Genomic DNA, 13,360 nt, shown 5'->3' on the forward strand with positions numbered 1-13,360 from the left:
AAGGGGCAGGGCGCGGATGCGCCCTCCCGGGGGACCGGACACGCGTCCGGTCCTCCGGGGTGACCGGAGACGGGGCGAGGCGCAGCAAGGAGCGGGAGGGGCGGCCGCGGTCAGCCGAAGAAGACGCCGATCTCCTCGTAGAGCTTCGGGTCGACGGTCTTGAGCTTCGACGTCGCCTCGGCGATCGGGACCCGGACGATGTCCGTGCCCTGCAGGGCGACCATCTTCCCGAAGTCCCGGTCGCGTACGGCGTCGATCGCGTGCAGGCCGAACCGGGTGGCGAGCCAGCGGTCGAACGCGCTCGGGGTCCCGCCGCGCTGCACATGGCCCAGGACGGTCGTCCGGGCCTCCTTACCGGTCCGCCTCTCGATCTCCTTGGCCAGCCACTCGCCGATGCCGGAGAGCCTGACGTGCCCGAACGAGTCCAGGGAGCCGTCCTTCAGCACCATGTCGCCGTCCTTGGGCATGGCGCCCTCGGCGATCACGACGATCGGTGCGTAGCGGATCTTGAAGCGGGACTCGACCCAGGCGCAGACCTCGTCGAGGTCGAAGCGCTGCTCGGGGATGAGGATGGCGTTGGCGCCGCCCGCCAGGCCCGAGTGCACGGCGATCCAGCCCGCGTGCCGGCCCATGACCTCGACCACCAGCACGCGCATGTGGGATTCGGCCGTGGTGTGCAGGCGGTCGATCGCCTCGGTCGCGATGTTGACGGCCGTGTCGAAGCCGAAGGTGTAGTCGGTGGCCGACAGGTCGTTGTCGATGGTCTTGGGCACGCCGACGCACGGGATGCTGTACTCGCCGGAGAGGGTCGCGGCGACGCCGAGGGTGTCCTCGCCGCCGATCGCGATCAGTGCGTCGACCTCGTACTTCCTGAGGTTCTCCTTGATGCGGCGGATGCCGTCCTCGACCTTGAGCGGATTGGTGCGCGAGGAGCCGAGGATCGTGCCGCCGCGGGGCAGGATGCCGCGGACGGCCGGGATGTCGAGCGGGACGGTGTCGGCTTCGAGGGGGCCGCGCCAGCCGTCGCGGAACCCGATGAAGTCGTAGCCGTACTCCTGGACGCCCTTGCGGACGATGCCGCGGATGACCGCGTTGAGCCCGGGGCAGTCGCCGCCACCGGTCAGAACTCCGACCTTCATGGGATCCGTCCTTTCTCCCTCGAGGACCCGGTCGCGGCACACGCTAACGGTGATCCAGCTCACGACGGGATGGGGCGAACCGACGAATCCGGTGAATTCCGCGTGACCGGGTGGACGGCATGTCACCCGTACGAGGACTGCGGCTCATGAGGCGGCTGGGACAGGAGGGGCGACGGGGGCGGAGGATCCCAACAACCGCGCGGCAGGCCCCTGGTCGCCCCCTAGCCGTCGTCCAGGCCGCGCTCGATGGCGTACCGCACCAGCTCCACGCGGTTGTGGAGCTGCAGCTTCCCCAGCGTGTTCTGGACGTGGTTCTGCACGGTGCGGTGCGAGATGACCAGGCGCTCGGCGATCTGCTTGTACGAGAGCCCTTTCGCGACCAGCCGCAGCACCTCGGTCTCGCGGTCGGTGAGCCGGGGCGCGCCCGGTTCGTCCGGCGTCGAGGGGGACGAGTCGGAGGCCAGCCGCCGGTACTCGCCGAGCACCAGACCGGCGAGGCCCGGGGTGAAGACGGGGTCGCCGACGGCCGTCCGGCCCACGGCGTCCAGCAGTTCCTCGGTGCTGGCGGACTTCAGGAGATAGCCGGTGGCACCGGACTTGACCGCCTCCAGCACGTCGGCGTGCTCACCGCTGGCGGACAGGACGAGCACGCGCAGCGTGGGATCGGCGCCCACCAGCTCCTTGCAGACCTGAACCCCCGGCTTCCCGGGGAGGTTGAGGTCGAGGACCAGCACATCGGGTGTGACGGCCAGGGCCCTGCGGACCGCCTGCGGGCCGTCACCCGCGGTCGCCACCACCTCGAATCCGGCGGCGGCCAGGTCGCGGGCCACCGCGTCGCGCCACATCGGGTGGTCGTCGACCACCATCACTCGGACCGCCGCGCCGCCTCCGGCCCCGGCCGTCGTCGCCTCCTCGTCACTCATCGCTCCGCCTCGCTCCCCCGGGAAGCCACCGGCTCCCTCGGAACCCTCAACTCGACCTCCGTGCCCTGGCCGGGCACCGACACCAGCTCGGCGGTCCCGCCGAGTTCCCGCAGCCTGCCACGGATGGACAGCGCGACACCGAGACGGCCCTCGCGCTCGGCCGCCGCGAGCCGGCCCTCCGGTATGCCGGGGCCGTCGTCCCGTACGGTCACGAGCACCGCGTCCGGCTCGTCCTCCAGCAGGATCCACGCCTGCGCACTCTCGCCCGCGTGCTTGCGGACATTGTCCAGGGCGGCACCGACAGCGGCCGCCAACTCCCCTGCCGCCGCGGCCGGGAGAGGCACCGGGGCCCCGGGCTGGGCCAGGGACACGCGTGCTCCGGCGTACGGGGCGAGCAGCGCGCGGACGTCGCACACCTCGTCGGACTCCCGCGGCCCGGCCTCGACCGGAACCGCGGCCGGCGGGACGAACTCATGCTCACCCGTGCCGGCGAGCCCTGGGCCCGCCGCCGCTTCGGCGTCGTCGGCGGAGCGGCGCGCCCCGGGGACCATGCCGCCCGCCACCAGGGTGCGCAGCGCGACCTCCTGCTCCCCCGCCATCCTGCCGAGTTCGGCCGCATCGCCGCCGATCTCCGTGCCCCGCCGCTGCACCATCGCGAGCACCTGCAGCACGCTGTCGTGGATGTCGCGGGCGAGCCGCTCGCGCTCACGGGTGGCGGCGTCGACCTGGAGGGCGCGGGCGAGGGTGCGCTCACTGGCCCGCGCCACCTCGACGACGTAGCCGATCGCGACGCTCGCGACCCACACCAGGAGGACGTTGTGGACGGTGTCGCGGGCGAAGCTGCCGCGCTCGACGACGTTGGCGACCGCCACGAGCGCCGACGCCACGGCCGCCCACCGCCAGCCGCCCTTGATCGCGAAGCCGAGCACGGCACCGGCCGTCCAGATCGACGGCAGGGTCGCGGCGCCGTCGTCGATTCGGGCCTGGGTGTCGATGAGGGGCGTCAGGAGTATGCCGGTCAGCGCGATGGCGAGGTCGGCGATGAGGAAGCGCTTGGTGCACCGCTCGGGCGAGGTGACGCGGTTCCAGGTCAGCAGCATCCACACCACCAGCACGGCCATGTAGGCGGCGGCGCCGAGCGGGTGGGCGTACTGGTCGCGGGCGATGACGAAGAGGGTGACGGCGTAGGCGGAGGTGAGGATGCGGTATCCGGTCAGGGCACGCCAGAGCGGCAACTCGACCGACATGCGCAGGACTTTGCTTCCCGTGCGCGGCTCGCGTCTCTGCTGCGCCATGCCCCCGGCTCCCTCCCCGTGGCGGCTTCGTGGCGGCTCCGTGGCGGTCAGGCCCCGGAACCGCGGCCGTCGCCGGCCGCGCCCTCGTCGCCCTCGGCCTTCTCCTTGCCGTCGCCGGCCGCCTTCTCCTCCTCGGCCTGCCGCTTCGCCTCCTCAGCCTGCCGCTTCGCGGCCTCGGCGATCTGGCGCTTGGCCGCGGTCGCGTAGATGTCGACGTACTCCTGGCCGGAAAGGTTCATGATCTCGTACATGACCTCGTCGGTCACCGAGCGGAGGATGAAACGGTCGTGCTCCATCCCCATGTACCGCGAGAAGTCCAGGGGCTTGCCGATGCGGATGCCCGGCCTGATCATCTTCGGCACGACCTGGCCGGGGGGCTGGACCTTCTCGGTGTCGATCATCGCGACGGGGATCACCGGGGCGCCGGTCGCGAGCGCGACGCGCGCGAGGCCGCCGGGCTTGCCGCGGTAGAGGCGTCCGTCGGGCGACCGGGTGCCCTCCGGGTAGATGCCGAACAGCTCGCCCCGCTCCAGCACCGCGATCCCGCTCTTGATCGCCGCCTCACCGGCACCGCGCGCACCCGAGCGGTCCACCGGGAGCTGGCCGACACCCTTGAAGAAGGCCGCGGTGAGCTTGCCCTTCACACCGGGCGAGGTGAAGTACTCGGACTTGGCGATGAAGGTGACCTTGCGGTCGAGCACCGCGGGCAGGAAGAAGGAGTCGGAGAACGAGAGGTGGTTGCTGGCGAGGATCGCCGCACCCTCGGCGGGGACGTTCTCCAGCCCCTCCACCCAGGGTCGGAAAGCAAGCTTCAGCGTGCCCCCGACGGAGAGCTTCATTGCGCCGTACAGCAACCGGTGACCTCCTGTGTCTGACGAACAGACCTTAACCTGCTGCGACCTGCCGCGGCGCAGGTCCCGTCCTCGGAGCGACATCCGGATCTACCCGGTGTCGGTCCCGTCGCGTACGGTGAAGGCCACACCGAGACTCACACGGGACCGTCACGGTCCCACCACGACGAACGGAGACCGAAGGTGCCGGTCCTCCCCGGAGCCGAGCCGTTCCGCCACGAAGGCGGAGAGGTCGGCGTCCTCCTGTGCCACGGTTTCACCGGCTCACCGCAGTCGCTGCGCCCCTGGGCCGAGTTCCTGGCCGAGCGCGGTCTCACCGTCTCGCTGCCGCTGCTGCCCGGGCACGGCACGCGCTGGCAGGACATGCAGCTCACCGGCTGGCCCGACTGGTACGCCGAGGTGGACCGGGAGCTGCGCCTCCTGACGGAGCGCTGCCGGCAGGTCTTCGTCTTCGGCCTCTCGATGGGCGGGGCGCTTGCGCTGCGGCTGGCCGCGAAGCACGGCGACGCGATCAGCGGCGTCGTGGTCGTCAACCCGGCGAACAAGGTGCACGGTGCGGCCGCGCACGCGCTGCCCGTCGTGCGGTATCTGGTGCGGTCCACCAAGGGCCTGACGAACGATGTCGCGAAGGAGGGCGCGGACGAGATCGGCTACGATCGCGTGCCGCTCCACGCGGCGCATTCGCTCCGCCAGTTCTTCCGGGTCGTGGACTCCGAGCTGCCGCAGGTCACGCAGCCGCTGCTGCTGCTGCGCAGCCCGCAGGACCACGTCGTGCCGCCTGCCGACTCCGCCCGCGTCCTCAGCCGGGTCTCGTCGACGGACGTCACCGAGACAGTGCTGGAGCGGAGCTACCACGTGGCGACGCTGGACCATGACGCCGAGCGCATCTTCCAGGACTCCTACGAGTTCATCGGGCGGCTCGCGCCCGGCACCGGTGCGAAGAGCAAGGAGACGGCGAGCGGTGGCTGAGCGGGACGCCGGGCCGGGGCGCGACGAGGACGGTCGCGAACCGCTCGACGAGGATGCCGCCTGGGCGGCGATCGTGGCGGGCTACGGCGAGGAGCCGCCGGACCCGGACCTGCCCGCGGGCCGCGGCGACGGTGCGCGTGGGAAGACCTCCGGCACGGACAGCACCGGCGCGGACAGCGCGGACGCGACGTCCTCCGGTGCCGATCACGCGAAGGCGAACACCTCCGGTGCGGACGGTGAGGAGGCGGGTGCGTCCGGCCAGGACCGTACGGGCCGTGACCTCGGAGCGCGTACGGGCACCAGGGCCGAGGGTGTCGGCGCCGAGCAGGGGGACGGCGAGGGCGCCGCTCCCCAGGAGGCGACCGGGCAGGGCGGCGGGGAATCCGACAGCGGATCCGGACCGGGAGCGGACCGTCCGCTGGGTTCCAGCGTCACGCTCCACCCGGCCATCGGGCCGCGCGACTGGTCGGCGGCCGAGCCGTCCGACGACGATTTCGACGGCGGCGACGAGGGGCACTTCGTCCCGCCCGAGCCGCCGCCGCTTCCCGAGGCCGACACCACCGCGAAGTTCGCCTGGCTCGCCGTCGTCGGCGGCCCGTTGCTCCTGCTGCTCACCGTGCTGATGCAGTGGAACATGACGTGGTGGATCACCACCCTCGGGGTGGGCGGGTTCCTCGGCGGCTTCGCCACGCTGGTCATTCGTATGGGTGACGACGACGAGGACGACGATGATCCGGGGCGCGGCGCGGTCGTCTGACCGGCCCGGCCACCAGGCGCCCGTCCCTCAGGCGTGCGCCGCCCCTTGAGACACGGGGCGCTGCTCATCCGGAGGTCGCCGGGACGCGGACCGCGGCCAGCACCGGCAGGTGATCGGTCGCGGCCCGCAGGTCCGCCTCCGTGACGCCGGGCAGACCCCACGGCACCCCGCAGCCCAGCACCTCCGTGCCGCGGGTGGCGAAGATCGCGTCGATGCGCTGCGGCGGGTCGCCGGGGCGGGTGGTGTGCTCCCCTCCCCAGGGCTCGACCGACCAGCCGTCCTGCAGTTCGGCGGCGAGCTTGCGGAACGTACGGCCGCCGGGGCGGTCGTTGAGGTCCCCCGCCGCGATCGCGTGGGGCACCCCGAGATCCGCGAGGCGTTCCAGCAGCAGCCCTCCCTGCGCGAACCGCTCGTCGGCCTTCATGCTCAGATGGCAGCTGAGGACGCCGACCCGGACGGCGCCGATCCGCAGCACCGCGGTGGCGAATCCGCGCTGGTGCAGTCCCGGCGTGCGCGGCAGCAGGATGTCCTCCGCACCCTGCACATGGGCGCGCAGTGACGCCAGGATCATCGGCCCGGCGGCGGTCGCCCCACCTGTGACGTGGACGAGCCCGGACTCACGGGCGAGCCACGCGGCGTGCTTGCGCCAGCGGAAGAACCGCGGCGCCTCCTGGACGCAGACGACATCGGGCGCGCAGGCGCGGATGACCCGGGCGAGCGCGGTCCGGTCGTCACGCATCGAGCGGATGTTGTAGCTGAGGACGCGGATGACGGCGGAGCCGTCCGGCTCGGTGCGGGACGCCGGGAGGTCCGGCAGCACGGAGGAACTCATGGGCCCTCCCTACCCCGTTCCGCACGACATGCGCGCCCGGCGCGGAAAGATCCGCACCGGGCGCGCAGAGACCGGCAAGGAGGGTGCCCAGTACGAGCAGGAGATCAGCCCTGGCGGGCCAGGTCGGCCGCGCCGACCAGCCCGGCCTTACCGCCGAGCTGGGCGGCGAGCACCTGGGCATGCGGCCGGTACTGGCCGCCGACGAGCCAGCGGCGGAAGGACTTGCGGATCGGGTCGAGCACGAGGTCGCCCTCGTCCGAGACGCCGCCGCCGACGATGAACGCCGACGGGTCGAAGAGGGAGGCCAGGTCGGCCAGGCCCGCGCCCGCCCAGCGGGCCAGCTCCCGGAAGGAGTCGACGGCCACCGGGCAACCGAGGCGCGCGGCCTCGCTGACGTGCTTGCCCTCGACGCCGGCGGGGGTGCCGTCGCCCAGGCCGAGCAGGAGCGCGGCGTTCTCGGGGGTGGCCTGGGCGCGCTGCTTGGCGTACCGGACGAGGGCGCGCCCGGAGGCGTACTGCTCCCAGCAGCCCTGGCTGCCGCAGCCGCACAGCAGGCCGTCCGGCACGACCCGGATGTGGCCGAACTCGCCCGCGACGCCGAAGCGTCCGCGGCGCAGCTTGTTGCCGATGATGATGCCGCCGCCGAGGCCCGTGCCGAGGGTGATGCAGATGACGTCGTCGTGGCCCTGGCCCGCGCCGAACCGGTACTCGCCCCAGGCGGCCGCGTTGGCGTCGTTCTCGACGACGACCGGGAGGCTGACGCGCTGCTCGACCTTGTCCTTGAGCGCCTCATGACGCCAGTTGATGTTGGGCGCGAAGAGTACGGTGGCGCGCTTGTCGTCCACGTAGCCCGCGGCGCCGATGCCGACGGCCTCGACCTGGTGGCCGGTGCTGACCCGGCGCACCGCGCCCGCGATGGCGTCGACGACTCCTTCAGGTGTGGGCGGGGTCGGTACCGTGCACGTCTCGAGAATCGAGCCCTCTTCGTCGACCACGCCGGCCGCGATCTTCGTGCCGCCGATGTCGACGCCGATGGTGAGTCCCATGTGTCCCTCAGTTATTCGGTCGATCCCCGCCGCGACCAACCGTACCGGAGGGCACCGGGTGCAGGGTTTCCGCTCCGATCGGCGAGACGGTGGCCTCGCGGCGTCAGTCGAGGTCGATGCGCTCGGTGCCGGAGGGGCCCTCGGGATCGTCGGGGCCGGTGGTGCCCTGCGGGCCCTGCGGGGTGTCCGCGCTCCGGGTCCAGCGGCGCTCCTGGCCCTCGACGACGGCACGGTAGGCAGCCAGCAGTTCCGACCCGGCCGCGGCGAGGTGGTCGAAGACCTGCGGGTTCCGCTCGACGACCGGCTCGACGGCGGCCTTGGCCTGGGCGAGGAGCTGCTGCACGGCTCCGGCCGCGGTGGCTCCGGCGAGCGGGACCTGGAAGGAGGACAGCTTCTCGGCGACGGCGTCGGCCAGTTTGCGCAGCTCCTCGGCGGCGCTCCCGGCCGGCGCTCCGTGCTCCGCTCGCCGCCGCGCGCGCTCGGCGGCGAGGTCCTCGGCGCAGGCCTTGGCCCAGGCGTCGGCGTCGGGTGCGTCGGCTGCGTCTGCGCCGGGGCGCTCGGTGGCATCGCTCATGGCGGGCTCCTGCATGCGGCTGGGGAGGTATCTCGACGTTACCCGACCTCGGGGCCGCCGTTCACCGGCCGTCGGGCATGCGTGGCCAGAGGGCCGGGTCCGGCGTGAAGCGGATCCTCAGCGCGCCGTCGTCGAGCCCCGCCCCGGTGACCGAGCACCGGCGCAGCGCGGACGGGAGCGGCAGGATGCGGCGGAACGGGCCCACGCCGAGGACGAGTTCGTCACCGCGGCGTACGAGGTCCAGCTCGTCCCGCCGGGCTCCGGGCAACGGCACGCTCCAGACGAGGACGCCGTGATCGGCGAGGTGGTCCTCGACGGCTCCGAGGACGGGCGCCGCGGCGGGCGTCCCGTCGGCGTCCTCGTTCCCGGGTGCGACGCCGCCCGACGTGCCGCCGGTGTCGCCTTCGCGCCGGGCGGAGGGTACGGCGGGGCGTTCCGCGGAGCGTGCCGCCAGCCGGTCGGCGAGTGCCCCGAGATCGTCGGCGCCGCGCGGTTCGCGGCCCAGGTGGGGCACCTCGCGGACGGCCGCCCCGCAGGCCTGCTCCTCGTACAGCGCCTTCAGCGCGGCCTGCTGGCGGCCGGAGGCGCCGGCCAGCCAGGGGTCGGTGGACCCGGTGGGCAGCAGCCGGTTGGCGATCACGGCGTCGACGGGCCTCCCGTGCAGTGCGAGTCCGGCGCGGGCGGTGCGCAACGCGTCGGCTCCGGCCGGGCCGGGCTCGATCACCAGCCGGACGCTGGTCGCGGGGTCCTCGAACACGGCCTGCGCGGCGGTGAGTTCGTCCGCCAGCCGGTCCGCGACCTCGTACAGCGCCTCGGCGGGCATGGGCACACCCGCGAGCTGGGCGAGCACCGGGCGCAGCGCTCGCGCCGCCTGCCGCTCGGCCGGCAGCAGCCGGCGCAGATAGCGGCGGAACTGCTCGGGCAGGGCGAACAGGACCACGGCCTCCGGCACCGGCGGCATGTCGACGACCACGACGTCCCAGTCCGTACGGAGTTCCGTACGGCCGGAACCGTCCCTCCCGGCTGCGCCCCGGTGGAGGCATGTGAGGGCGTGGAGCAGGGCGAGTTGGGGTGCGCCGGGGAGTTCGGTCAGCTCGTCCCGGTCGAGGGGACGGGCGCCGAGGAGGCCGAGCACGGCCGTGCAGCGCTCCTGCAGGGCGAGCAGTTCGGTACGGAAGTGCTCGCCGGGGTCGATACGCGCCGCCCACAGCCCGGGGGCGACCTCGGCGGGCGGGGTCCACGGGCGGGAGGAACCCGGGGCGGGGGGCCGGTCGTCGGGGTCGCGGCGGGGTGCCGGGACGGAGGCGGCGGCGGCGCGCAGCGCGGTCACGCCGAGCGCGGCCTCCGCCGAACCGAGGCGGTCGGTGGTCAGCAGCAGGACGCGCCGACCCCTGCGGGCCTCGGCGAGGGCGGTCGCGGCGGCGACCGTCGTACGCCCGGCGCCACCGGCGCCGGTGACGAGGACGGTGCGCACGCTCAGGACTGGATCTCGCTCTCGACCCGCTTCTTCAGGCCGGCGAGCGCCCGGTCGATGATGACCTTCTCCGCCTTGCGCTTGATCATCCCGAGCATCGGGATCTTGACGTCCACGGTGAGCTGGTAGGTCACCTCGGTGCGGGCGCCGCCCTGCGCCGGCGCCAGGCTGTACGAGCCGTCGAGGGCGCGCAGCATCTGGGACTTGACCAGCGTCCAGCTCACGTCGTTCTCACCGGTCCAGGTGTACGAGAGCGTGTGGTCGTCCTTGATCGCGCCGGCGTCGAGCAGCAGCCGGACCTGCTCGGCCCGCCCCTGCTCGTCCTTGGCGAGGACCTCGGCCTCCTTGACCTCTCCGGTCCACTCCGGATAGCGGTCGAAGTCGGCGATGACCGACATCACCTCGGAGGGTGCCGCGTCGATCGTGATGCTCGAGCTGGTGTGTTCCGCCATCGCCGTGGCTCCTCCACTACGGTCCGGTCCGCGGCCTGTGTGCCTGCGGCTGAAGGCTACCGCGCACAGGTGGGAGGCAGGAGCAGGCCCTGCGTCACCTTTCACGGTCCGTCACCGCCCGGACGGCACCGTTACCGTCCGCCCCCGTGGCCACCCCTGGGTGCCCGCCACCGCGCTCACCGCCGGGCGTTCACCACTCGAGGGCCCATGGCCTGCCGGTGGCTGCGAAGTGCCCGACGTTCACGCACTCGGTGGCGCCGATCCTCATCCGCTGCGCGAGCGGCTGGTGAACATGACCGAAAAGGGCGTATCGCGGCCGGGTGGCGCGGATCGCCTCCAGGAGTGCGGAGCTGCCCCGCTCGAAGCGGCGCGCCACGGTGTCGTAGCAGAGGTCGGGCACCTCGGGCGGGATGTGCGTGCACAGCACGTCCACCTCCCCCAGCGCGGCGATCTTCTCGGCGTACGTCTCGTCGTCGATCTCGTACGGGGTGCGCATCGGGGAGCGCAGGCCGCCGCCGACGAAGCCGAAGACGCGGCCGCCGATCTCCGCACGCTCGCCGTCGAGCACCGTGGTGCCCTCCTGCGCGTACTCGGCCCACAGATGAGGGATGTCGACGTTGCCGTAGGTGGCATACGTCGGCTGCGGGAAGGCGGCGAACAACTCGGCGTACTGCTTGCGGACCGCCCCCTCGATCGCGGACCGGCGGTCGAAGTGCTCCTCACCGGCGGCGCGGGCGGCCCCGGCCCAGAGCTCCGCCCCGAAGGCGCGGGCCTCCTCGTAGCGCCGTGCGGTGCGCAGTTCGACGATGCGGTCGGCGTTCTCCGCACCGAAGAGATCGGCGAAGATGCCGCGGGTGTGGTCGGCGTAGTCGAGGAAGAGGACCAGGTCGCCGAGGCAGATCAGCGCGTCCGCACCGTCGCCCGCGCGCGCGAGATCCTGGCTGTTGCCGTGCACGTCACTGACCACATGGACTCGCATGGCCAGACCCTACGCCGCGGGCCCGGATCCCGGGAGACTGCCCCCACCTGCGGTTACTTCCGCGTCTTCGAAAGCTGGACTAACCTGCGCTGAGCCACACGCAGCGGTATGTGACGCATGGAACATCTGACCGACCCCCCTATCGGGAACCCAGTACCGATGGGTAACGTCCGGGCAGTCCACACCCCCTGCCTGACATGGACCGCAGTCGGCGCACCTCCACACGACGTCGTGGCGCCGGCGCCCTACGAGGAGCAGTCTTGCGCGAGTTCAGCCTTCCGGCCCTGTACGAGGTCCCCGCGGACGGCAATCTGACGGATCTGATCCACCGTAATGCTGCCCAGCATCCGGACGTTCCGGTCATCGCCCGCAAGCGCGGGAGCCGCTGGGAGGACGTGACCGCGACCGCCTTCCTCGGCGAGGTGCGCGCCGCGGCCAAAGGCCTGATCGCGGCCGGCGTCCAGCCGGGGGACCGCGTCGGTCTGATGTCGCGCACGCGGTACGAGTGGACGCTGCTGGACTTCGCGATCTGGAGCGCGGGTGCCGTCACCGTGCCGGTGTACGAGACGAGTTCGCCCGAGCAGATCGCCTGGATCCTGGGCGATTCGGGCGCGGTGGGCTGCTTCGGCGAGACCGCGGTCCACGAGGCGGCCGTCGAGTCGGTCCGCGACCGGCTGCCGGAGCTGAAGCACATCTGGCAGATCGAGGGCGGCGCCGTCGAGCACCTGCGCAGCGAGGGCGCGCACCTCACGGACGGGGAGGTCGACGAGCGCAGCGCGATGGCGAGCGCCGACTCGCCCGCGACGATCGTCTACACCTCGGGCACCACGGGCCGCCCCAAGGGCTGTGTCCTCACCCACCGCAACTTCTTCGCCGAGTGCGGCAACATCGTGGAACGGCTGCGTCCCCTCTTCCGTACCGGCGACGCGTCCGTGCTGCTCTTCCTGCCCGTCGCGCACGTCTTCGGGCGGCTGGTCGAGATCGCCTCCGTGCTCGCGCCGATCAAGCTCGGTCATGTCGCGGACATCACGAACCTCACCGACGAACTCGCCTCGTTCCGGCCGACGATGGTGCTCGGCGTGCCCCGCGTCTTCGAGAAGGTCTACAACTCGGCGCGGGCCAAGGCCCAGGCGGACGGCAAGGGGAAGATCTTCGACAAGGCGGCGGACACCGCCATCGCGTACAGCCGCGCGCTGGACACACCGTCGGGCCCTTCGCTGGGCCTGAAGTTCAAGCACAAGGTCTTCGACCGGCTGGTCTTCAGCAAGCTGCGGACGGTGCTCGGCGGCCGCGGCGAGTACGCGATCTCCGGCGGGGCCCCGCTCGGCGAGCGCCTCGGCCACTTCTACCGCGGCATCGGGTTCACGGTGCTGGAGGGCTACGGGCTGACCGAGTCCTGCGCCGCCACGTCCTTCAACCCGTGGGACCGGCAGAAGATCGGCACCGTCGGCCAGCCGCTGCCGGGCTCCGTGGTGCGGATCGCCGACGACGGCGAGGTGCTGCTGCACGGCGAGCACCTCTTCGCGGGCTACTGGGGCAACGAGGCCGCGACCGCCGAGGCGATGTCGGACGGCTGGTTCCACACCGGTGACATCGGCACGCTCGACGAGGACGGCTACCTCGCGATCACCGGCCGCAAGAAGGAGATCATCGTGACGGCGGGCGGCAAGAACGTCGCCCCGGCCGTCATCGAGGACCGGATCCGCGCCCACGCGCTGATCGCCGAGTGCATGGTGGTCGGCGACGGGCGGCCGTTCGTCGGCGCCCTGATCACCCTGGACGAGGAGTTCCTGCCGCGCTGGGCCGAGGACCACGGCAAGCCGGCCGGTGTGACGCCCGCCGAGCTGGCCCAGGACCCGGAGCTGCTGGCCGCGGTCCAGCAGGCGGTCGAGGACGGCAACGCCGCGGTGTCGAAGGCGGAGTCGGTGCGCAAGTTCCGCATCCTGCCCTCGCAGTTCACGGAGGAGTCCGGGCACGTCACGCCGTCGCTGAAGCTCAAGCGCAATGTGGTGGCGAAGGACTACGCGCACGAGATCGAGGCCATCTACAGCGCCTGATCGCAGTACCGC

13 protein-coding genes are annotated in these 13,360 nt (G+C 72.5%); 3 read left to right on the top strand and 10 right to left on the bottom strand.

The window, feature by feature from the left end:
• Positions 1 to 110 precede the first annotated feature (110 nt).
• The 4 genes from ABZ822_RS16200 to ABZ822_RS16215 all read right to left on the bottom strand — a co-directional run bounded on the left by ABZ822_RS16200 (position 111) and on the right by ABZ822_RS16215 (position 4,196).
• Entirely contained in the window at positions 111 to 1,139 is a 1,029-nt protein-coding gene (locus tag ABZ822_RS16200; RefSeq protein WP_360853254.1) for a 6-phosphofructokinase, read from the bottom strand.
• 221 nt (positions 1,140 to 1,360) lie between these two features.
• Positions 1,361 to 2,062 (bottom strand): response regulator transcription factor, encoded by a 702-nt coding sequence (locus tag ABZ822_RS16205; RefSeq protein ID WP_360853258.1) that lies wholly within the window; start codon positions 2,060 to 2,062, stop codon positions 1,361 to 1,363.
• Positions 2,059 to 3,357 (bottom strand): DUF5931 domain-containing protein, encoded by a 1,299-nt coding sequence (locus tag ABZ822_RS16210; protein WP_360853261.1) that lies wholly within the window; start codon positions 3,355 to 3,357, stop codon positions 2,059 to 2,061. Before ABZ822_RS16210 ends, ABZ822_RS16205 begins: the two co-directional genes overlap by 4 nt.
• 47 nt (positions 3,358 to 3,404) lie before the next feature.
• Positions 3,405 to 4,196, bottom strand: coding sequence for a 1-acyl-sn-glycerol-3-phosphate acyltransferase (locus ABZ822_RS16215; RefSeq protein ID WP_360853383.1), 792 nt, complete (start codon positions 4,194 to 4,196; stop codon positions 3,405 to 3,407).
• Positions 4,197 to 4,391: 195 nt separating this feature from the next.
• Between ABZ822_RS16215 and ABZ822_RS16220 the strand changes: the two genes are divergently transcribed.
• The gene (locus ABZ822_RS16220; protein ID WP_360853264.1) at positions 4,392 to 5,177 is read left to right on the top strand and encodes an alpha/beta fold hydrolase; all 786 of its coding nucleotides are present in this window, start codon (positions 4,392 to 4,394) and stop codon (positions 5,175 to 5,177) included.
• Entirely contained in the window at positions 5,170 to 5,934 is a 765-nt protein-coding gene (locus ABZ822_RS16225) for a hypothetical protein (RefSeq protein WP_360853267.1), read from the top strand. The genes ABZ822_RS16220 and ABZ822_RS16225 overlap by 8 nt, the downstream gene beginning before the upstream one ends.
• Before the next feature lie 64 nt (positions 5,935 to 5,998).
• On the opposite strand, the gene ABZ822_RS16230 is transcribed toward ABZ822_RS16225, so the two are convergent.
• The 6 genes from ABZ822_RS16230 to ABZ822_RS16255 form a co-directional block, all read right to left on the bottom strand.
• Positions 5,999 to 6,766: an endonuclease/exonuclease/phosphatase family protein gene (locus ABZ822_RS16230; RefSeq protein ID WP_360853270.1), complete on the bottom strand. Its 768-nt coding sequence runs from the start codon at positions 6,764 to 6,766 to the stop codon at positions 5,999 to 6,001.
• A 104-nt stretch (positions 6,767 to 6,870) separates the two neighbouring features.
• Positions 6,871 to 7,812, bottom strand: a complete 942-nt coding sequence (locus ABZ822_RS16235; protein WP_360853273.1) for an ROK family glucokinase — start codon at positions 7,810 to 7,812, stop codon at positions 6,871 to 6,873.
• A 103-nt stretch (positions 7,813 to 7,915) separates the two neighbouring features.
• A complete protein-coding gene (locus ABZ822_RS16240; RefSeq protein ID WP_360853276.1) occupies positions 7,916 to 8,386 on the bottom strand; it encodes a DUF5304 domain-containing protein in 471 nt (156 codons plus the stop codon).
• 61 nt (positions 8,387 to 8,447) lie between these two features.
• The gene (locus ABZ822_RS16245; protein ID WP_360853279.1) at positions 8,448 to 9,860 is read right to left on the bottom strand and encodes an ArsA-related P-loop ATPase; all 1,413 of its coding nucleotides are present in this window, start codon (positions 9,858 to 9,860) and stop codon (positions 8,448 to 8,450) included.
• A 2-nt stretch (positions 9,861 to 9,862) separates the two neighbouring features.
• Complete coding sequence (locus tag ABZ822_RS16250; RefSeq protein ID WP_360853282.1) at positions 9,863 to 10,312, bottom strand: SRPBCC family protein; 450 nt, start codon at positions 10,310 to 10,312, stop codon at positions 9,863 to 9,865.
• A 190-nt stretch (positions 10,313 to 10,502) separates the two neighbouring features.
• Positions 10,503 to 11,291, bottom strand: a complete 789-nt coding sequence (locus ABZ822_RS16255) for a metallophosphoesterase (RefSeq protein WP_360853285.1) — start codon at positions 11,289 to 11,291, stop codon at positions 10,503 to 10,505.
• Positions 11,292 to 11,551: 260 nt separating this feature from the next.
• Here ABZ822_RS16255 and ABZ822_RS16260 point away from each other — a divergent pair, with 260 nt between their 5' ends.
• Positions 11,552 to 13,348 carry an AMP-dependent synthetase/ligase gene (locus tag ABZ822_RS16260; RefSeq protein WP_360853288.1) on the top strand — a complete coding sequence of 599 codons (1,797 nt, stop codon included), beginning with the start codon at positions 11,552 to 11,554 and terminating at the stop codon, positions 13,346 to 13,348.
• Positions 13,349 to 13,360 lie beyond the last annotated feature (12 nt).

The sequence above is a fragment of the Streptomyces sp. NPDC047108 genome (genome assembly GCF_040643575.1).
Classification (GTDB): Bacteria; Actinomycetota; Actinomycetes; order Streptomycetales; family Streptomycetaceae; genus Streptomyces.